The organism is Rhodococcus sp. I2R (assembly GCF_020889545.1).
Lineage (GTDB): Bacteria > Actinomycetota > Actinomycetes > Mycobacteriales > Mycobacteriaceae > Rhodococcoides.
This window is the reverse complement of record NZ_JAHUTG010000022.1, coordinates 70,871-90,750: the sequence shown is the minus strand read 5'-3', so window position 1 is coordinate 90,750 and position 19,880 is coordinate 70,871. Positions and strand designations below refer to the sequence as shown.

The following is a 19,880-nucleotide window of genomic DNA, read 5'->3' as shown; positions in this document are numbered from 1 at the left end:
TCGCCGCCGCGCTCAACGATCGGCCTCGGAAGACACTCGGGTGGAGAACACCAGCGGAAGTGCTTGCAGAGCAGTTATACTCGGTCCCACGACGCGGTGTTGCGACGACGGGTTGAATCCGCCTAGTCACCAACGCTATTTGTGCGGTGACCGACGAGAATTTTCCTTCCCGCACCATCTCACTCAACAACACCTGCTCAGCGTGGTTTCGGTCGCGAAGGCATGTCGGAGGTACTCGCTACAGTCCAGACCATGACGGAACGGCAGCTCAGCGATGACGCGAACACGATTGCAGCTGCCTTGTCAGGTGGTGCGGCGGTATTCCCGGATCTGCAGCCTGAGGTCGCCGCTCGGATCGAGCGGTCGATGGCGGCATCTCGTTCTGCCGGAACTCACCGCGCGTATGCCTCGGCGTGGAGTCGATTCGAGACCTGGTGCGCGACCACCGGGCATATTCCGCTGCCGGCGCACCCTGCCACGGTTGCGGCCTATCTCGTGACCGCAGCCGACACGCTTACCATCGACGGTACGCGGGCGTACGCACCGCCGACGCTGGGCAAATGGATTGCGGCGATCACCGACCGCCACCGCGCTACCGGTCACGACAGCCCGTGCGGCCACGAAATGGTGCGCGCCACCCTCGCCGGGATCCGAAGGGATTACGCGTCAGCGGGGGAGCGGCCCCGCAACCCGCGCGCACCGCTGCTGACCTCAGACATCACCACGATCGTCGATCACGCCCGTCGCAGTGCGACCGGGTGGGCGTCGGAGGTGCTCGAACGCCGGGACTCCGCGCTGCTGCTGATGGGCTACACCGGTGCGTTTCGGCGCGGCGAACTCGTGACCCTCGAATGCCGCGACGTCCGCCGCGACCGCCTCGATGGCGCACACGTCCGGATCCGGAAGTCCAAGACCGACCAGGACGGTTCGGGAACTGTAAAAGCGCTACCGTTCACCGACCGCCACGAGTCATGCCCGGTGTGCGCGTGGGTGCGATGGCTGCAGATCGTCGCCGCGTTCGACGCCGGCGGTAGGGTCGCCGTCATCCGGTTACTCTCGCGCGCAGTAGCATTCGACTCCCACATCTGCCGAGGCACCCTGTCTGTCGCGGAGAAACGGTCGCCGCTGTTCCGGTCTGTTCGCAAGAACGGCAACCTCTCTGCGACGCCGTTGTCGGGAGCTGCGGTACACGCGACGATCCGCCGCCGCGCTACTCACGCTGGCTACGACCCCGACACCGTCGCCCAGCTCGGCGGCCATTCCCTGCGTGCAGGATTCGTCACCCAAGCCTTCCGTAACGGCGCCGATGCACACGCGATCATGCGGCAGACCGAGCACACCACACCCGGCATGGTCGAGATCTACGCCCGCGAGAACGCGCCGCTGATCGGCAACGCAGTCAAGGACCTCGGTTTATGACCACCAGCCTCAACAGGACAACCGGTGAGACGACAATGCCGGTGGCAGAAACTGACCACGACGTCGCCCGTCCGATATGCACCCTGAAAGCATCTGTGCCGGAGCGGGATCGGCACACCTGGTCTCTGTTCGAGGACTGGTGCACCGCCCAGGACGAATCGGCTCTACCGGCCGCACCGGGCTCACTGGCGCACTTCCTTCGAGCTCACCCCGCAGCGCCCGCGACCCAATACCGCCGTATCGCGGTCATCGACGCCGCTCACGGCCGGCACGCCCTACCGCCTCCGGGGCGCGCAGAGACCGTTCGTGCTGCTCTCGACGCAGCCCGCACGGCGCGCCTGCGCGATCTCACTGCCCTCATCGGAGGCATCATCGCGCGCCTACCCGAATCCGGCTGGCCATCAGCACTGTTCGCGCGCAGAGACGCTCTGATCCTCACTCTTGCCTCGGCAGGTCTGCCGTACGTGCAGATCGCAGCCCTACGGGTATGCGATGTCACCCCGTCGAGCGGAGAGATCGATGCTCTTCGAGTCAAGACACCCGAAGACGTTCACGTCACCACCTCGCAGGAACTCGTCAGAGCTGCTGTGTTCCCGACGACTGTCTTTCGACGCTGGTGCGAGGTGCTGGGCCACCACGAGCGTTATCCGAGCACCCGAATGCTCGCCGAGTCCATCGAAGCGGTGGACGGCGGCGCCGATCTCGCCGAATACGACCGGCATCTCGAACCAGGCAGTGACCAGCCACTGTTGACTCCGATCGACCGGTGGGGCCATACCCCGCTGGTAGCGACCCCGCTCACCGCGCGGGCGATAGCCGACATCGTTCGAATGCATCTGAACGGTCGAGCGCCAACCCACCGACAACCCCGTGCGCGGACACAGCACCCAGAAGCGGACATTGCAGCGGAGCCTGCGTCGGCTATCGAACTCGACCCCGGTTACTACGAACGCGGAACACGTGCACGCAGACATGCTCACGACTTTCTCGGTGACGTCGATTCCGCCCTCGCCGACGTCGAAAGTCGCGCGGACAGTTTGCTGGAAGATCTTCTCGAGTTCCTCGAATCGGAGGAGGCCCGAGCGTGAACCGTTGTCGCGAGTGAGGAGCAGCTTCTGCGGCAAAGTTCCCCAGCTCCGCGAAGAAAGGCAATGGCTACCGACTGGCGCATTCCGGGTACCGAGAACACATGGAATTGCTCTCCGCCGCCGCAAACCGCGGGCGTTCTCGGTGTTCGGTAGTTGTCAGCTGCCGGTCTCTCGTCGCAGCTGCCGTTCGATCCGACGCTGTCCCTCGGCCCTTGCGCGACACTGACGCGTACGCAGGCGGCGATGCTACTACGTCTTTACCACCCGCGGACCCGGGCCGACCGCCGCATGGTCACCTATTGGCGCGCCCCGACATGGAAGATCTCGAACACGCCGCTGCCGATCAGAGGTGACGCGGGGGTATGCGGTTACACCCGCGAGCAGTCCTCGATGGAGGGACGTCTACGCGGCGACGTGTCAGTAGTCGTCATCGGAATCGTTCGGTGTCGTCGCCGAACGCACTCGTCGGATGTGCAGTCGGCGTGAGAGCCGGATGGCGGGTCGGATGAGTAGTTCGATACTGCCTGCGAGGAAGAGCCACGTTCCCGCCGTGGTCGTCGATTCGCCGAAGAACAGGATGCTGCCGATGATGAACCACACTGCGATGAGGATGTCGTTGACGATGCTGACCACTTCCCAGCGTTGGCGGATCACCAACTCCTCTCCTCCTATCGTCACGGTCAACGGGTCGGTCATGAGATGCCCTTCTGGATTCGGGTGCAATTGTCGGCCGGTACTAACCCCAGTCGTCGTGGCGTCCGCACGGAGGGCGGGGTGTCGATTCCGCAGTGTGACATCTGTGCGTGACGCGATTCAGGCTTTCGCGCTGATCGCCGACGTGGCCTCGTCGATGTGCTTGCAAACCGTGTCGACGTCGATCGGGTGCGCGTCGCCGCCACCGAATGCACTACGCAGAGCCGTCAGTTGTCGCACCACCGCGAGGCGGATCTCTTCGTGGATCGTGGCAGTTCCGATCCGTCGGGCGAGGTCGACGGCTGCGATCACTGCAGGCGGGTTACCAAGTCCGTACTGGCGGATGGCGTCGAATACCTGGTCGATCAATTCGGGAACAGAGGGGCGCGCGATCGTCAGACGATAGTGCCCATCCGCGTCGTTACGACCGAGCAGTAAAGCAGGCCGCATTGCGAGCGGCACCATGCCCAAGGCGAGCTCGGCGAGCGCGTTGCGGGCCGTATACGGGTCGTTGGTGCTCGGCGACATCGCCCGAACGGCCATCTCGGTGAGCTGCTGAACCGCGAATTCGATGTCCTGATTCGGCGTACGCGTATCACCCAGAACCACCGCGCCACGGATCTGCTTCGCCATGGCGTCGCTGGCATTGCCGGTCACAGATGCAATACGTTCTCCTTCGATCACGTGACTCCCAGCGCGCACGTGCATCTCCACCACGCTCCCCGCCTTACGTGCTGCGACGATCAACGCCTTCTCGTCGACCCCCACGACGAACCCCGACGCATCGGAGCCGACGGCGAGAGCTGTCGCGGGCAGTGTTCGTGCCCCGGTGGCCTCGTCTGGGAGTTCCTTCGGATACAGCGCGTCGGTGACGGCGACGAGCTCGCCGCGTACCCGTGCCGACAAAGTGGACACCTGAATGGAATCGGCGATGTGATGGATGAAGTAAACCAGGACAGCGACGTCGACCACCGCGAGAAGGACGGCGACATTGACGGCGATGTCGGGGACGAAGGTCGCCGCGTCGGTGTCCGAGCGAATCGATCGCAGCACCATCAGGCTGTACAGGAACGTGGATCCGAAGATACCGAGTACGAACTGATTTCCCCTATCCGACATGAAATTACGAACCAACCGGGGCCCGTACGTCGAACTCGCCGTCGCAAGAACCGAAATCGTAATCGAGAACGACGTCGCAGCCACTGCGAGCATCGACCCGCCGATCGCGCCGAGGATGTCACGACTGCCACTGGCCCCCACCCGATACAGAAGAAATCCCCAAGAACCAAGCGCCGTGCCGTCGAGGTATCGATCCAGCATCACCAACGTTTGCGCCACTATCAACGCGGCGACACCGAGCAGCGCGGGCAGAAACCAGAACGAATCCCGGGCACGCAGTATCCGGGTTTTGAAAGAAGTCATCTATTGTCCGTCGGTTCGTAGTTCGCCCTCAGCACGCGTGTTCGCAGTGGGGCGACGATAACCGATTCGACTATTCGCGAGACCCCACGCGGTCAGGTTTGGACCACCTGCGATCTCGGTATCCTCATGGACATGAGTGTCTCTTTCACACGTTTGTCGTTGTTGACCTGCGTTGCAGCACTGTCGGTAGCGCTCGTCGGATGTGGTGACAACGAAGACAACGACCTGGACTCAAGCAACCGCGGCGGCGACGGTGTTGCAGGCGAAACATCCATCGAAAACGCTTTCATCATCCCGGCGTATCTGGGATCGTGCGTTTTACAGGTGGACGCGCCTGCACCGCTTACGTTCACTGTAACGAACAACAACGAACTCGAAACCGAAAGACTGCTAGACATATCGACCCCCGCAGCCGAAACGGTGACCCTCACGGGACCGGATGGGGGACTTGAAATCGCGCCGCAGGCACGCGTAGCCGTCGGCCAGCCCGTCGAGAACATCAACCAACCCGACGCACCCGATCAGCCCTACCTGGCCGTTCTAGAAGGTCTGACCGACGATGTGGAGCCCGGCAAGAGCGTCCCTGTCACCTTCACCTTCGCGCGGGCGGGCGAACTCACCTTCAATGTAGGCGTCGACGCCTGCCCGACACAGGTGAACTGACCTTATGTCCGGCTAGCAAACCCGGACTCCGTGGGCGAATTAGAACTGACAAATGTGTGCCGCAGTGACCGGGTTGCCACTGAGCAGGGTCGCGAGTGCAGTGCATTGCTGACATCGTGCAGTCGTCTTCTGAAACCGACACTTGAGCAGTGCTCCAGCAGGCTCAACAAGTGTTCGTAAGACCTGTACGGAGTTAGTCGCATTGAGGGTACCTCTAACGTACGATTGAGACATGAAGATCGGTTACGCACGCGTGAGCACTGACCGCCAGGACCTCACGGCGCAAATCAACGAGCTGAAGTCCCTCGGCGTCGATCCCAAGAACATCTACAGCGACCCCGGATTCACTGGGATCAACCGACAGCGGCCCGGGCTCGCCCAGGCGCTAGCCGCTGCCAGCCACCCCGGTGCAGAGTTCGTCGTCACCAAGCTCGACCGGCTGGCCCGCTCGATCCGTGACGCCAAGGTCATCGCCGACCAGCTCGTCGCCAGCGGCGCGGTCCTGCAGATCGGTCGCAGCGCCTACGACCCCGGTGACGCGATGGGCAAGATGATGTTCAACATCATGGCGACCTTCGCCGAGTTCGAGGCCGACCTCATCCGCCAGCGCACCAAGGAGGGCATGGCCGTGGCGAAGGCGCGCGGCCGGCTCAAGGGTAAGAAGCCCAAGCTGCCGCCCAACCAGGAGAAGCGACTGGTCGAACTGCACGCCACGGGCGAGCACACCATCACGGATCTGGCCGCCGACTTCGGCGTCAGCCGGGCCACCGTGCACCGCGCCGTCGCACGGGCGGGAGCGACCGCATGACGCCCCGATCGTGCGACATGTGCGGGCGGTCGGCATCCGAGGTCCGGCTCAGTCGAGAGCATGTCCTGCCGCAGTCGTTGCGCGACACTGTCGAGGAATCGCGCGACCACACCTATACCGAGGGGACCGGTCCACAGATCGCCTCCCTCACGTACGACGAGGACAGCCGCCCAACCAGCCTCATGGACGTCGCCGTCCGCACCGTCTGCACCGAGTGCAACAACGGCTGGATGAGCGCACTGGAGGTGTGCGCCAATCCGATCCTGCGACGGCTCATCGACGGCGCTGACTTGCTTACCGCCGACGAGGTCGACACCGTCCGACTGTGGGCCGCCAAGACAGCCGCGGTGATCGAGATGGCCGCTCGCGGCCAGGATGCCCCGCCGGTAGCCGAGGCCGACCGCGCGGCCATTCGCCGAGGTGAGGTCCCCGACGCCTGGGTCATCACCGTGACCAGGCTTGACCCGAGCTGGCGCCACCACGTGCACCGCGGATACGTGCCGATACCGCTGCGCCGCGTGGTCGATGGCAACGAGACCGTCGAGCGGTACCACTTCACCACCATCGAGATCGGCCAGATGCTCCTCACCGTCACCGGTGGCCCTCCCGACAGTGACGTCAGCCACGACCTGTGCCTGCTCGCCGTGCAGCACCTCTGGCGGGTGGTCCCGGCCTTCGTGCCGATCTTCCCTGGCGAGCCGGTCGAGCTGCTGACCTGGCACCTTCCGAGCACCGAAACCCTCAAGGAATTGGGCCGTCGATTCGCACGGATGCTCCTGCAGGAGGACGGGTAGAAAGGCGATTGCCATCCCCGACAGGCACCCCGATGACCGTCATGGTCGTCGGGATGTTCTGTTTCCACGAGAGCAGCGACGGCACCGCCGCCGCCTGGTCGCCTCCTTGATCCCGATCAAGGAGACTTCATGCGATCCGCATACCTGCATCAGTTGTTCCAGGTCCACGACGTCCCGGGCGTCGGTCGGACGTGGGCCGTGAAAAAGGACAACGACGGCTACATCACGCTCGATTCGTTCCTTAATTGGTGCGGAGCCAACGGTTTCGAGTTGATCAGCTTCACCGTTGAAAGCCAGTCGCGCGCGATTCCGTCATGTAAGCGGGGTTTCAGAACTCAACGCCGTCGTCCGCAAGAGCGATCTTCAAGAAACGCATCGAGTAGCACTCCGCCGCAACGCATTCCCACCGCCGCCGACCCGAAGGAGCACCATGACTATCACCATTACAGACCCGTGGATCGAGCGTCAGATCACCGCCGGCCACCTGTCACCCGGAGCTCGCGGACTCACTCGCAACGACGCGGTACACCAGTACAACCAGGCGAACGCATTGACCCCGAACGACGCCGACTTCATCCACACGCCTGGTCAGGCCCAAACCATCGTGCACGAATTACTCGCGTTGATCGGCATCGTCGTCGACCCAACCACACGCATCATGCTCACCGACGCCACCGTCGGCCCTTGGTGCGGTGCACATTGTGTCAACGTCGGCCAGCTTGAATTCGCCATAGAACAGGATCACCGAGTTCGCTCGCCTTTCGATGCGGATGGCGCGGGCCGCGACGGCCGCAGATATCTAGGCGCACGCGCGCGCAGAGCTCGCGCGGCTGACAGCCCCGACGAGAGGTTCTTTCAGGTCTGTTGACCGTGCACGCTCGGGGTGTATTCGTCGCGTGTGAGACTGCGACCCAATGTGATCAGCAGGTGTCGGGTGATCTGTGGGGCTTGTGACTCGATCGACTCCAGGATGAAAGCGTCACTGGTGGTGTCCGTGTTGAACAACGCTTTCGCGCGACGCGGACGGCCGGCGTCATCGCACATTTCGGACCCTGGTAGCAGTTCCTGTCGCGTGAGTTCCTCTCAGCGTTGTCTCACAATGGTTTACGTGGATCTGGTCGTGTCGGGCGTGAAGTGCATCGGAACACCGTGGTTCGTGTGTCGAACGATGAGGTCTGTCGGGACCGCGGTCACGTCTACACGCGGCCCCGACAGAAGTCGTGTCTAAAACAACGACGCGACGAGACCGCCGTCGAGGACGAGGCTGCTGCCTGTGCACCACGATGACTCCGATGAGGCGAAGAAGGCGACGGCTGCGGCGACTTCTTCGGGCGTTCCGTAGCGTCCCTGTTTGGATGCAATGAGGTCGTCGAACCCGCCGGCGGGCAGCCCCAATGCCGTCTCGAAGTGCGGACGGGCCGTGGTGACCAGTTCGGTGTCGATGAATCCGGGCAGTACCGCGTTGACGCGAACTCCGTGATCACGAAACTCGACGGCTGCAGTTTCGGTCAGATTCTTCACCGCGGCCTTGCTCGCGGCGTAAGGCGCTATCAGGGCGGACCCCGCGGTCGCGGTGATCGAGCTGATGGTGACGATCGTCCCGCCTCCGGACGCGGCAATCGCAGGGGCCGCGTATCGGATGGTGAGGAAGACTCCGTCGAGATCGACCGCCGTGATCTTGCGCCAGTCGGCGTACGACATTTCCGCGATGGGCTGTACCGCGCCGACACCGGCGTTGGGGACCGCAATGTGTAGCGCACCGAAGCGGTCCACGGTCTGTTCCACCAGTGAACGAACTTGGTCTTCCTCGGTGACATCCGCCGCGATCGCGACGGCCCCCTCGATCGAGTCGGCAACGTATTGTGCTGCGGAGTAGTCGATGTCGGAGATCACGACTGTAGCGCCGTCCGAGCTCAGTCGGCGCGCGATGGCGGCCCCGAGACCGGCACCTGCGCCGGTGACCAGTGCTATGCGGTCCTCGAGCGAGTGGTGAATTGGCATCAGAATCGTTTCCTTTACTGTTCTCGAGGGCAGGATCAGATCAGTGAGGCGGTCAGGCCGCCGTCGAGGACGTAGTGGCTTCCGGTGACCCAGCTTGCGCGGTCGGAGGCGAGAAAGCAGGCGACTTCGGCGATGTCCTGCGCGGTGCCGAGTCGGCCCTGCTGTGCGGCAACGAGATCGGCGAAGGGGACCGCAGTCGCAGCCTCGAACTCGGGTCTCAGCCGGTCGACCATGGTGGTATCGGCGAATCCAGGGCAGACTGCATTCACACGAATGCCCACGCTGCGGAGTTCGACAGCGGCGACTCGGGTCAGCTGAATGAGGGCTGCTTTGGACGCACAATACGAGCCTAGTAGCGGGCTACCTCCTATTCCGGCGATCGACGGGATGTTGACGATATTGCCTGCGCTACGGGAGAGGGCTGGGACGGCCGCTTTGGTCGCGACGAATGGACCACGCACGTTCACAGCGAAGATTCGGTCGAAGCTCTCGGTGGTTTGTTCGGCCAGTGGTGCCGCGATCTCGATGCCGGCATTGTTGACCAGAACATCGATTCCGCCGAGCAGTTCCTCGGCTGTGTTGACGGCATTGACGACCTCGTCTTCGTTCGTCACATCGCAATTCGACACTCCGGTCGCGCCTATCTCGTCGGCAGTGCGACGAGCGGCATCTCCGTCCAGGTCACTGATCACCACTCGCGCACCGCGGCTGATGGCGAGTTCTGCTATTCCTCTTCCGATGCCAGCTGCTGATCCGGTGATGAAAAATCGCTTGCCGTCGAGTTCACTCATGTCGCTCTTTTCCAGTAATCGTTGTCGTGGTGGGTGTGGGTGACGCGCAGGTCGATATAGAGCACTCGCCCAGCCCACCACCTGGGAGGACAGAGGTAGGTTCGAGAATGCCCTTTTGCCCATTCGGTTCGAGCGTTCTGCGGCTCGGAGAATCGGTGGACTTGGCTGCCCCGCTCAGTCTTTCGAATTATGTTAGCCAGCAACGGGTTACGCCTCTTCAAGCACCGAGGGGTCGAGTGTGTTGGTCCAGGGCTTCGTTGATCCGGTACTTGTCGGCGTTTCGGTGCAGGTCCGATCCCCTCGCTAGTGCTGTGATTCAAGACACTAGTGATCCCCGCCATAGGGCGATACGGCCCGCGAGGCCAGATTTTTCGGACTCCGTTGTCTCCGGAGCACAACGACCCGGGGCTTGCCGGTGGTGCCGTGCACAGGGCCGGCTTGAGCGTGAATGCACCGATCGGGCCGTGAACATGATCGAGTCGTAGAAGCGAAATGCCCTGTCGTGGTCGGACAATTGACCTTGTCTAGGGAAAGATTCGGCCACTACGAAGGGCGCATGGACACTCATCCGCTACACCAACGCGATCTACGACGACACCGCCGAGCAGTGGGTCTCGGTCGCCGAGGTCGCCGAGATACCGTTCACCGCGTTCGCCTCCCAGAAGAAAGCCCACCACGTTCGAGGCAGGTTGTGGATGTAGGTGGATGCGCAGGGAGTGGCAATTCTTCAGCCGCGGACGATTATGGCCTTGTAATACCGCCCCACAATCAGCGCCGCGATAGTGACGGGTGGTTGAAGCGAGCCGAGTAGGAGCCTCACATTCAGCGAGCTGAAAACGCGCCTGGCAATTCTCTGCGCCCGGGCGAGAAACCCGCTCTGGGCTTGCTGATATCGCCACGATAGCTGCCGGGCGGTCCTTCGAGCATGAATGGTCGAGGCAGTTCGCGTGCCTTCGTGGTAAACCCGCAAGTACCGATTCCCAGGTAGACGTCGGGCGCGTATTGCCTCACCTCGTCGACCATGTGGATCGTTGCGCACAGCGAATGATAAGCGCGGTAGATCAGGCAGAAGGTCGGCTTGCCGTCATAGCGTGAGGGCGCAATCTGCGTGAGCATCGGGTACCGCTGGACCACTGAACCGAATTGTGTGAACGTGTTGTAACCCCGCCCGCTGACTGCGTCGATCGGACGAAATGCTTTGCTCAACCACGGAATCGCCGGGTTGTGCACCGCGACGTAGCCGCCCACGACCGCGGTGATAGACGGCTGCCGCAGCAGGGTGGCGCGGAACTCGCCTTCCATCGCGGCTACCGACGGCGCTTCGAGGGTCGTGAATATGTCCATCAACTCCGAGGTGGTAGCGCTGGACAGGACGGCTGCGGGGTCAGTCATTTCAGGCTCCTTGCAGATCGGGTGTAGGGCGCGCGAGGCATGTGCGGTTGGATCCGTCGTGTTTGGCGCGGCACAGGGCTTCGTCGGCGTCGGTTCAACACCCCAGTCAGAGGGTCGGTCACGGAGTCCGAAAGATAGACCCTGTTCGATTTCAAGACTGCAGTCGAGAACGTCGACAGCGATATGACAGCACTGTTGACGACGAGGATGTCCACCGCGACTCGTTTCTCTCGGTGCCTACCCACGAGATATCTCTCGTGTCATCGCTCTCTTCCACGATTGACTGCTGTGGATATCGTCGGAGACGAGCGCGGCAACATCGGCGGTGCCGGAGGCCAGCGGACGAGATTGAAGCACAGGTGAATCCAGCCGCCGCAGCGACAGCGGGACCTGCTCGATGCTGTGTGCCGAGTTCTGTTGCCGGTCGGTGGTGCCCAGGAGGAATGCGTGCCGCGGGGCGAGACGGCGGATGGGCAGCTGCGCGGGGGTGTGCTGCACGGGGATGTGCTGCTCGGGGGGGAACAGTTGATCGTCAGGAGCAGTCGATCAGGGTGATCGAAAGTTCGTCTGTCGGCGATCGCGACGAACAGTCGACTGTTGGCCTGGGCCCGGGTGGCCAGGCGCGTCATGATTCTACGAATTCGCTGATGACACTGCGTCTGGTCGGAAGAGACGACCAAGGACGCCTCGGGCAGGCGTGCGCGGGTCTGCGTAGCGTCGACTTCGAGAGCGTTCCAGGTGGAATCGTCGTCGAAACAGGTTCGCACGAGCCACAGTTCGGAACCGTTCGAGCCGTCGAACATGGTGATCCAATCCGGGGCGATGGGTGCGGTAACTTGGGCTGTCAGGCAGCGGCTCGGCGGATCTTGGCGGCTGCGCGTTGCGCCACCCCTGTATCGAAGTACGACGAATTCGAGTCTCGTACTCGGCTGTAGTTGTGATTGGTGTGTCAGTGCTTGAACGGGTTGAGGGTTTTGCCCAGGTGATATCCGATGCGGGTCGGAACCGGCTTGATGGCGGCCGCAGACACCTTGTTCACGACCCCGGGTACACATACCGGCTTTCCGTCGTTGACGGCGCGCCAGCCCGCCCGGACAACATCTTCGGAGCTTTGCCACATGAACGAGGGGAGTGCCGATGTGGCATCTCGGGTTCCCATGACGTCATGAAACTCGCTACGCGTGAAGCCCGGGCAGAGCGCGGTGACATTGATCCCGTAGGGGCGCAACTCCATGTCGAGTGCTTGCGAGACGTTCAGGACGTAGGACTTGATCCCGGTGTAGAGCAGGCTCTCTGCCGGCGGCATGAACGCAGCCAACGAAGACAGGTTGACGATCCGTCCGTATCGCCGTTCTTTCATTCCGGGAACCACGAGGTGCGCGAGTTCGGTGACGGCGGTGATCATCACCTGTATCTCGGCGGCAAGATCTTCGAACGGAGCGTCCGCGAACGTCGAGTTGCCGGACATACCCGCGTTGTTGATGAGGATGTCGACGTCGATGCCGAGGGATTGCGTTCGTTTCAGGATCGCCTGAGGAGCGTCTCTGTCGGCGAGGTCGGCGACCTGCACGTCGCAGCGCACGCCATGGCGGTTCGTGAGTTCGCCGGCGAGCGCGGTGAGGCGTTCTTCTCGGCGTGCCACGAGAACGAGGTTGTGACCCTCTGCGGCGAGGTGGTGTGCGAATGCTGCGCCTATTCCAGCTGAGGCGCCAGTGATCAACGCTGTTCGTCCGGTGTTCGACATGTCACGGCCTCCAGTCTCTTGAACGTTCCTCAAGAACGATAGCAGGGTCTTGATGACCATTCAAGATATGGTGTCGAACATGCCCAGGAACCGCGGATTGCACGACAGGGACGCCAAGCGTGCGGATATCGTCGGTGTCGCTCGTGAGATGTTCGTCTCCGACGGCTTCGAACGCACGTCGATCAGTCGTTTGGCCAAAGCTGTAGGAATCACCCCCAACACGTTGTACTGGTATTTCAAGGACAAAGACGACATCTTGGTCGCCGTTCTGGCCTTGATCGCCGCCGAGGACGCGACGGACTATGCCGCAGTGGCCGATCGCCCCCTCGGTGAACGATTGGCCTGGCTCGTGGATCGCCTACAGCGGGTCGGGCCATTGGTGTCCACAGTCCACGACCGCGCAGCCAAGTCGGCGGTTATAGACGAGTGGCACAACGGATTTCACGCCTTCGCCGAATCGCTCTTCACTGCGGATGTGGCGGCGTCGGGGCTGTCCGGGCAGGCCGCCGACGCCATGATCCGCATCGGCACATTCGTCGTCGAGGGTCTGCTCACTCACGCACCGTCACCCGAAGCCTCACGAGCGGTGATCGACGAACTTGTCCACGCCGTATCTCATCGGGCGCCTTCCGGTGACGCCCACGGCTCATCGAGTCATATGTAGCTGGTACAGCATGCACACTCGTCGCACTTAACACTGCCGAGCTGGGTACTGGCGCCCGTACAACCCCAGGCTGACCGGATGGTCCGAGAATGTGGGTGACTTCGGGGTCCTGCCCGACGCGACCGGACGGACTACCGGTTGGGTCGGGTCGGTGTGGTGTGTCCGGCGTTCTTCAGCGCAGCGGGTGTCCATTTCGGCCAGCTTGCGGGCCCGATGAGCGTGCCGTGGGTAAATCTTGCACACGGGCGGAACGGGATCTGTGCGCTGCCGTTGTCGTATACGTCGACCACGTCGGCGAAGCCGACTGCGGTGCCGAGAAGGGCCCATACGCGTTCGTAGCGGGCTCGGATCTTCTCTTCGGGTACAGCGTGTCCACCGCGGCGGACACGTTCGGTGACGCGCTGCACCGTGAGTTCGACGGGAACAATGATGATGTGCAGATGTACGAGGTAGCCGGCACCGACGGCGTCGGAGACTAGCTTCACTTTGCTCGGGTGCGAGAACACGGTTTCGGTGATGAAGGAACGCTGCTGGGCGATCCGTTCCCTGCGTTGGGTTTCGGCGATCCGTGCAGCCTCGTAGGCGTGTTCGGTCTGCGCGTCGGGCCAGCGTTCGAGGGCTATTTCGTCGGCGTTGATGAATGGCAGTCCGGTGGCCGGAATCAGCACATCGCGCGCGTAGGTGGATTTACCTGCACCGTTGGATCCAGCAAGGAGATGCAGTAATGGCATCAGCCGTGAGCGGGATGAACGATGAGGTTGCCGTCCTCGTCGACTTCCGAGTACGACTCACCTGCGGCTGCGAACTGCTCGGCATAGTTCTGCTGGCTTCGAAGCGACGTGGCGCGATCGGCCCATTCTTCTCGGATGATTGCCTGCTCTTGTTCGCTGAGCGCATCATAGGAACCAGTGCCTGTGAGGACCTCTGTGATCGCTCGGTGATTCACTCGCGGCGACATTTCGATCTCGCGCCCGATTCGTGCCCAGTGTGCAATCTGCTGCGGCACCGTACGCGAGGTGGTGAGCGTCGCCGCAGCGGCAGAGTCGTACACGTCGGCGGGTAGACGAGTCGGTTGACTGGTTCTGGTCATGTTCTAGATTGTAGCACCGTGCTACATACTTGATGTGTGTGTCCCCGCGATGGTGACAAGCTGTGGCCACTCCTGTCAAAGCCAAACTCAACGGAAATTGGACTTTCGCTGCACTATCGACGACGCGCCATATCGAAACATCAAAGCCCAGCGCGTTTGAATTTCGTTGAAAGTTAGATGAGTCTATGAAGACACCTGCACCCCCGCCAGCGTTCACTGACCTGTTGGCCACGCTGCGCGAAGACATGGACAGGTTCATGACAGTCATGACGTCGGGGGAGGATCTCGATGGCCGCGACTAATTGGATTGGGGCAAACTCCGCTACAAGACCCCGCCAAACAGGCACCATCGAAGTTGAGGGTTTGCTCAAAATACTTGAAGCCGAGTCGATTTAAACGCGAGACGGAGGGCGGGTTGGCGCAGGCGTTGGTCCCCTCAGCTCGCCGAGAGCTGACGCCACGTCCGCACCAGATTGCTGAATTCCTTGATCTGCACCAGTACATGGTCGCGAGCGGCGGTCTCGGCGGCACCCGCATCGCCGCTGGAGATAGCGTCGGCGATGGTCCTGTGTTCGGCCATCGAGCGCCGCATCCTGTCGGGAACTCGCAGCTGTAATCGCCGGTACGGCTGGAGAACTCGCTTCAGTGCATGTGCCTGTTGCCTGAGGTAGTCGTTTCCGCAGGAGTCGTTGATGATGCCGTGGAAGCGTGCATTGGCGTAGTAGTAGGCGTCTGCATCTCCACTGATCGCGTGTTCCTCGCACTCCTGAAGCGCGAGGTCGAGTTCGGCCAAGGCCTCGCGTTCGATGCGGCCGGCCGCGAGTCGCGCCGCCATCCCTTCCAGCTCGGCCATGACCTCGAATCGTTCGGCCACTTCCGAAATGCCCAGCTCGGTGACGTACGTGCCCTGTTTCGGGCGGATCTGCACCAAACCGGAGCGCTCGAGCGCTTGCAATGCCTCGCGAATCGGGGTGCGGGAGCAGCCGAACTCCTTCTCCAGCTGAGCTGGATCCAGGCGTTCACCAGGCCGGTAGTGGCCGTCTACAACGGCGTTCTCCAGCGCGTCCCGCACTCGCTGAGACTCGGGAACTCGAATCATGTGTGCCTCCTCCGCCAAGATTATCCGACGCAGGGGGTGGTGTGGCTCACATCTATCCGCTAGGGTCGCTGTTATATATATCACCAACGCATATGTATATGGCATGGCTCACGCATCCGGGAGTCACAGTCACAGCCCCACGAAAGGGTTCGACATGGGATCCGAAGACGGTCGATCGCTGAACAGGCTGCTCGCCGCGTGCGAAATTCTGATGGGTGATGTGGGTGAGGCATCCATACGCGCTGTCGCGACCAGGGCGCTGAGTGCATATGCAGACCTCGACGACTCCGGCAAGTTGAGCTTCTTCGAACACGTCACCTCGGTCTACGGCATCGATGACGACAGGGTCCGGTCCGCGTTCCATCGGTGGGAAAGCGCGCGCAGCAACGCAGCCGACGCCGACGCCGGTGAGGAGGTGATCGAACTGTTCAGCGCCGTCGAACCCGCCCGTCAGCAGTTGCTTCGCCGCATCAACCACGCGCCCGGCGCAACTCTCGCCTTGGTCGAGATGCGCGCGGACTTGCGCCGACTGATGCGCGGCCACCCTGGCCTGCGGCCCCTCGATCACGACTTCCACCATCTGCTGACGTCTTGGTTCAACCGTGGATTTCTTCGGATGACGGAGGTCACCTGGGACTCGCCTCCCGAGCTGCACCGGTATTTGCTGCATTACGAAACGGTCCACCCGATGGCGACCGAAACCGAGCTTCGTCGGCGGCTGCAACCCGCAGACCGACGCGTCTACGCGTTCTTCCATCCTGCGACGGGAGACGTCCCCTTGATCTTCGTCGAGGTCGCTCTCGTTCGCGGCACCCCCAGCCGGATCGGTCCGCTGCTGGAGCCGGGCGAGGAACTCGATCCGTCGATGGCGGACACGGCCGCGCTCTACTCGATCAACAACGCGCTCGACGGGCTGGCCGGCGTCTCGTTCGGGAGTTTGCTGATCAAGCAGGTCATCGAACAGGTGAGTCAGCAGCTTCCGCATCTGCGTGAGTTCGTAACGCTCTCACCGATTCCGGGGTTTCGCGGCTGGCTCGACGTCAAGGCGACCGGCGACGCAGAGCTGCGTTCGCTCGTCGAGCAGCTCGATGCCATCCAAGGTTCGGCGCTGCAGGATCCGGCGCAGCTCGACGACGACCGCATCGAAGAGCTTCGGAGCATGTTGTTTCCAGCCTTGCTCACCTATTTGACCGTCGAACGACGTGCCGATGGCCGCCCGGTCGACGCTGTGGCCCGCTTCCATCTGGGAAACGGGGCGAGGGCCTGGCGACTGAACTGGCCGGCCAACCCGTCCCCGCAGGCATGGCGCCAGTCCTACGGAGCCATGGTCAATTACCAGTACGAACCGGACCAGCTCGAACACCGTCACGAGGATTTCGTCCGACGTCGCAACGTCGCAGTCGGTGGGCCGCTCGAGATGCTCGCAGACGCCCTCACCGAAATCCAAGCACTCACCGACTCAGATACCCCCACCGACAAGAGAGAGATACCACCGATGACACATGACACAACCATCTACCGACTGTTCACCGAACAGGTGCGGCTCCGGCCGGACGCACCGCTGTTCGAACTACCCGACGGACGCTCGATCAGCTACCGCGACACCGCCGACATTGTCCATCGGATCGCTGCCCGCCTGCGCGCCGACGGCGTCGAGCCGGGAGACCGAGTTGCGATGCAGGTGCCGAAGTCGCCCGAGGCTATTGCGTTGTACCTGGCGACACTTCAGATCGGCGGAGTCTTTCTCCCGCTGAACACCGCGTACACCGGCGCGGAAATGCGGTACTTCCTCGGCGACGCGCAACCGCGGGTCCTCGTCTGCGCGCCCGATCGGCACAGTGGGTACGCCGAATATCAGGACGACCTCGTCCTCGAGACCCTCGGGGAGTCCGCAGACGGCACGCTACTGAGTGGGGAGGACCGGGACACGCATGTCGTCGAGGCCGCGGCCGCCGATCCTGCTGCAATCCTGTACACCTCCGGCACCACAGGGCGCTCGAAGGGAGCGGTGCTCACCCACGGCAACCTGGCCTCCAACTGCGAGGCATTGCTCGATGCCTGGCAGTTTACCGCCGCCGACAAGCTGATTCACGCCCTGCCGATATTCCACATCCACGGACTGTTCGTCGCGGCGAACATGACGCTGGCGGCCGGTGCCTCCATGCATTTCCTGCCCAAGTTCGACGCCGAGGCGATCATCGACCTGCTTCCGCAGGCCACCGTACTGATGGGCGTGCCCACCTTCTACACCCGGATGGCGAAGAGCGAGAGGCTCACACCGGAGCTCTGCGCGTCGATGCGGTTGTTCGTGTCGGGGTCCGCGCCACTGCTGGCCAGCGACCACGAGGCCTTCGCCGCTCGCACCGGCCACGCCATCCTCGAGCGCTACGGCATGACCGAAACCGGTATGAACAGCACCAACCCGTACGACGGTGGACCGCGCAAGCCGGGAACCGTGGGTAAACCACTGGCCGGCACGGAGATCCGGATCGTCGACCGTGAGACCGGGAATGTGCTGCCCGACGGCGGTGTCGGAATCGTGGAAGTTCGCGGTGCCAATGTCTTCACCGGGTACTGGCAGATGCCGGAGAAGACGGCCTCGGAGTTTCGTTCGGACGGCTTCTTCATCACCGGCGACCTCGGCCTCATCGACGACGACGGCTACCTCTGCATCGTCGGACGAGACAAGGACCTGGTGATCTCGGGGGGATACAACATCTACCCCAAGGAGATCGAGGAACTGCTCGACAGCCATCCCATGGTGCTCGAGTCCGCTGTCATCGGCGTGCCGCACCCCGAGTTCGGTGAAACCGTCGTCGCCTTGGTCGTTCCGAGTCCCGGTGAGCTGCCGCAGGACCGCGAATTGATGGACCATATCGCCGGTGATCTCGCCCGTTTCAAACACCCACGCGCGGTGCGCGTAGTCGACGCCTTGCCGCGCAATGTCATGGGCAAGGTGCAAAAGGCGGAACTTCGCAAGAGCTACGCCGGTCTGTTCGACGGCGTAGACGCCTAAATCCCTTCTCATCCTCAGGAGTACATGATGGTTCTCTATGGAGTGGCAGCGCTGGCGCTCTGCATGTTGTCCGGCACTATCGTCGGCGAACTGCTCGGCGTGACGCTGGGTGTGGACGCCAACGTCGGCGGAGTCGGATTCGCGATGATCATGTTGATCTTCGCCACCGACTGGTTGCGCCGAAAAGGCAAGTTTCCGAAAGCAAGTGAGCAGGGAATCCTGTTCTGGAGTGCGATGTACATTCCGATCGTGGTCGCGATGGCATCCATCCAAAACGTCGCGGCGGCGATCACTGGCGGGCCGATGGCGCTCCTGGCAGGACTCGGAGCACTGGCCGCAGGTGCCGCACTGGTTCCGTTGCTGGCGCGGATCGGCGAACGTGCCGAACCGTTGCCTCCGATGACCGAAGAAGAAATGCAGGAGGCCTGAGATGGAACTGTTCACTTCAGTCTTCGAGAAGAACAGCCTGCTGCTGGCCTTCGTGGTGGTCGGAGCCTTGATGTTGCTGTCGGGCTGGATGTCCAAGACGCTGACGCGGGGCAGACTGCACGGCTCCGCCATTGCGATCATTCTCGGCCTCGCACTGGCCTATTGGGGCGGTGTGTCGACCGGCGGAGACAATGGGCTGGCCGATATCGCTATATTCTCCGGGCTGGCGTTGATGGGCGGCTCGATGCTCCGCGATCTGGCCATCGTGTCCACCGCCTACGGCGTCGACCTGCAGGAGATCAAGCGGGCCGGCGTGACGGGCGTGCTGTCGATCGTGTTGGGCGTGACGGTGTCCTTCGTCGTCGGTGCGGCCATCGCCGCAGCGTTCGGCTACCGGGACGCGGCGTCCTTGGTGACCATCGGTGCCGGTGCTGCGACCTACATCGTGGGTCCGGTGACAGGAACGGCGGTGGGTGCGAGCTCAGAGGTGATCGCGCTGTCCGTGGCTGCAGGTTTGGTGAAGTCGGTCTTCGTGATGGTCGGTACCCCGATGATCGCGCGACTGATCGGTCTGAACAACCCGAAATCGGCGATGGCGTACGGCGGGCTCATGGGAACCACATCCGGTGTGGCCGGCGGACTCGCAGCCACCGACAAGCGTCTGGTGCCCTACGGTGCCATGACCGCAACCTTCTACACCGGAGTCGGCTGCCTGCTCGGCCCGTCCCTGTTCTATGTGGTGATGAGGGCAGTCGTAGGCGGGTGAG

General features: G+C 62.6%; 20 protein-coding genes and 2 pseudogenes. 11 read left to right on the top strand and 11 right to left on the bottom strand.

Going from position 1 to position 19,880, the window contains the following annotated elements; all coding sequences use genetic code 11:
• The first annotated feature begins 252 nt into the window (after positions 1-252).
• Both KVY23_RS20030 and KVY23_RS20025 read left to right on the top strand, forming a co-directional pair.
• Positions 253-1,419, top strand: a complete 1,167-nt coding sequence (locus tag KVY23_RS20030; RefSeq protein WP_230557970.1) for a site-specific integrase — start codon at positions 253-255, stop codon at positions 1,417-1,419.
• Positions 1,416-2,507, top strand: coding sequence for a recombinase (locus KVY23_RS20025; RefSeq protein WP_230557969.1), 1,092 nt, complete (start codon positions 1,416-1,418; stop codon positions 2,505-2,507). Before KVY23_RS20030 ends, KVY23_RS20025 begins: the two co-directional genes overlap by 4 nt.
• A 417-nt stretch (positions 2,508-2,924) precedes the next feature.
• On the opposite strand, the gene KVY23_RS20020 is transcribed toward KVY23_RS20025, so the two are convergent.
• Together KVY23_RS20020 and KVY23_RS20015 are read right to left on the bottom strand one after the other, a co-directional pair.
• Positions 2,925-3,203, bottom strand: a complete 279-nt coding sequence (locus KVY23_RS20020) for a YrhK family protein (protein ID WP_230557968.1) — start codon at positions 3,201-3,203, stop codon at positions 2,925-2,927.
• A gap of 117 nt (positions 3,204-3,320) precedes the next feature.
• A complete protein-coding gene (locus KVY23_RS20015) occupies positions 3,321-4,622 on the bottom strand; it encodes a DUF2254 domain-containing protein (protein WP_230557967.1) in 1,302 nt (433 codons plus the stop codon).
• A gap of 132 nt (positions 4,623-4,754) precedes the next feature.
• Here KVY23_RS20015 and KVY23_RS20010 point away from each other — a divergent pair, with 132 nt between their 5' ends.
• The 4 genes from KVY23_RS20010 to KVY23_RS19995 all read left to right on the top strand — a co-directional run bounded on the left by KVY23_RS20010 (position 4,755) and on the right by KVY23_RS19995 (position 7,755).
• The gene (locus KVY23_RS20010) at positions 4,755-5,285 is read left to right on the top strand and encodes a copper chaperone PCu(A)C (protein WP_230557966.1); all 531 of its coding nucleotides are present in this window, start codon (positions 4,755-4,757) and stop codon (positions 5,283-5,285) included.
• A 232-nt stretch (positions 5,286-5,517) separates the two neighbouring features.
• Entirely contained in the window at positions 5,518-6,093 is a 576-nt protein-coding gene (locus tag KVY23_RS20005; RefSeq protein ID WP_230557965.1) for a recombinase family protein, read from the top strand.
• Entirely contained in the window at positions 6,090-6,887 is a 798-nt protein-coding gene (locus KVY23_RS20000) for a hypothetical protein (protein ID WP_230557964.1), read from the top strand. Before KVY23_RS20005 ends, KVY23_RS20000 begins: the two co-directional genes overlap by 4 nt.
• A gap of 430 nt (positions 6,888-7,317) precedes the next feature.
• Entirely contained in the window at positions 7,318-7,755 is a 438-nt protein-coding gene (locus KVY23_RS19995; protein WP_230557963.1) for a hypothetical protein, read from the top strand.
• Positions 7,756-8,111: 356 nt separating this feature from the next.
• On the opposite strand, the gene KVY23_RS19990 is transcribed toward KVY23_RS19995, so the two are convergent.
• Positions 8,112-8,888, bottom strand: coding sequence for an SDR family oxidoreductase (locus KVY23_RS19990; protein WP_268995289.1), 777 nt, complete (start codon positions 8,886-8,888; stop codon positions 8,112-8,114).
• Between the two features lie 35 nt (positions 8,889-8,923).
• Complete coding sequence (locus KVY23_RS19985; RefSeq protein WP_230557962.1) at positions 8,924-9,679, bottom strand: SDR family NAD(P)-dependent oxidoreductase; 756 nt, start codon at positions 9,677-9,679, stop codon at positions 8,924-8,926.
• Positions 9,680-10,230: 551 nt separating this feature from the next.
• Between KVY23_RS19985 and KVY23_RS19980 the strand changes: the two are divergent.
• A pseudogene (locus tag KVY23_RS19980) lies at positions 10,231-10,371 on the top strand (IS1380 family transposase); the annotation flags it as partial.
• 130 nt (positions 10,372-10,501) lie between these two features.
• Here KVY23_RS19980 and KVY23_RS19975 read toward each other — a convergent pair.
• From KVY23_RS19975 to KVY23_RS19965, 4 genes and pseudogenes are all read right to left on the bottom strand, one after another.
• Positions 10,502-11,071, bottom strand: a complete 570-nt coding sequence (locus tag KVY23_RS19975) for a hypothetical protein (RefSeq protein ID WP_230557961.1) — start codon at positions 11,069-11,071, stop codon at positions 10,502-10,504.
• Positions 11,072-11,308: 237 nt separating this feature from the next.
• Positions 11,309-11,569: a hypothetical protein gene (locus KVY23_RS19970; RefSeq protein ID WP_230557960.1), complete on the bottom strand. Its 261-nt coding sequence runs from the start codon at positions 11,567-11,569 to the stop codon at positions 11,309-11,311.
• 29 nt (positions 11,570-11,598) lie between these two features.
• Positions 11,599-11,874, bottom strand: a pseudogene (locus tag KVY23_RS25305) (hypothetical protein); the annotation flags it as partial.
• A 146-nt stretch (positions 11,875-12,020) separates the two neighbouring features.
• The gene (locus KVY23_RS19965) at positions 12,021-12,815 is read right to left on the bottom strand and encodes an SDR family oxidoreductase (protein WP_230557959.1); all 795 of its coding nucleotides are present in this window, start codon (positions 12,813-12,815) and stop codon (positions 12,021-12,023) included.
• 79 nt (positions 12,816-12,894) lie between these two features.
• Between KVY23_RS19965 and KVY23_RS19960 the strand changes: the two genes are divergently transcribed.
• Positions 12,895-13,479, top strand: a complete 585-nt coding sequence (locus KVY23_RS19960) for a TetR/AcrR family transcriptional regulator (protein ID WP_230557958.1) — start codon at positions 12,895-12,897, stop codon at positions 13,477-13,479.
• 131 nt (positions 13,480-13,610) lie between these two features.
• Here the strand turns inward: KVY23_RS19960 and KVY23_RS19955 are convergent, their stop codons facing one another.
• The 3 genes from KVY23_RS19955 to KVY23_RS19945 form a co-directional block, all read right to left on the bottom strand.
• A complete protein-coding gene (locus tag KVY23_RS19955) occupies positions 13,611-14,210 on the bottom strand; it encodes a zeta toxin family protein (protein WP_230557957.1) in 600 nt (199 codons plus the stop codon).
• The gene (locus tag KVY23_RS19950) at positions 14,210-14,569 is read right to left on the bottom strand and encodes a hypothetical protein (RefSeq protein ID WP_230557956.1); all 360 of its coding nucleotides are present in this window, start codon (positions 14,567-14,569) and stop codon (positions 14,210-14,212) included. Before KVY23_RS19950 ends, KVY23_RS19955 begins: the two co-directional genes overlap by 1 nt.
• A gap of 436 nt (positions 14,570-15,005) precedes the next feature.
• Positions 15,006-15,668, bottom strand: a complete 663-nt coding sequence (locus KVY23_RS19945; RefSeq protein ID WP_230557955.1) for a GntR family transcriptional regulator — start codon at positions 15,666-15,668, stop codon at positions 15,006-15,008.
• Positions 15,669-15,822: 154 nt separating this feature from the next.
• Here KVY23_RS19945 and KVY23_RS19940 point away from each other — a divergent pair, with 154 nt between their 5' ends.
• Genes KVY23_RS19940 through madM form a run of 3 tightly spaced genes read left to right on the top strand, consistent with a single transcriptional unit; the run spans position 15,823 to position 19,879 of the window.
• Positions 15,823-18,684, top strand: a complete 2,862-nt coding sequence (locus KVY23_RS19940) for an AMP-binding protein (RefSeq protein ID WP_230557954.1) — start codon at positions 15,823-15,825, stop codon at positions 18,682-18,684.
• A gap of 24 nt (positions 18,685-18,708) precedes the next feature.
• Positions 18,709-19,113, top strand: a complete 405-nt coding sequence (madL, locus tag KVY23_RS19935) for a malonate transporter subunit MadL (protein WP_230557953.1) — start codon at positions 18,709-18,711, stop codon at positions 19,111-19,113.
• Position 19,114: 1 nt separating this feature from the next.
• Positions 19,115-19,879, top strand: coding sequence for a malonate transporter subunit MadM (madM, locus tag KVY23_RS19930; RefSeq protein ID WP_230557952.1), 765 nt, complete (start codon positions 19,115-19,117; stop codon positions 19,877-19,879).
• Position 19,880: the final 1 nt, after the last annotated feature.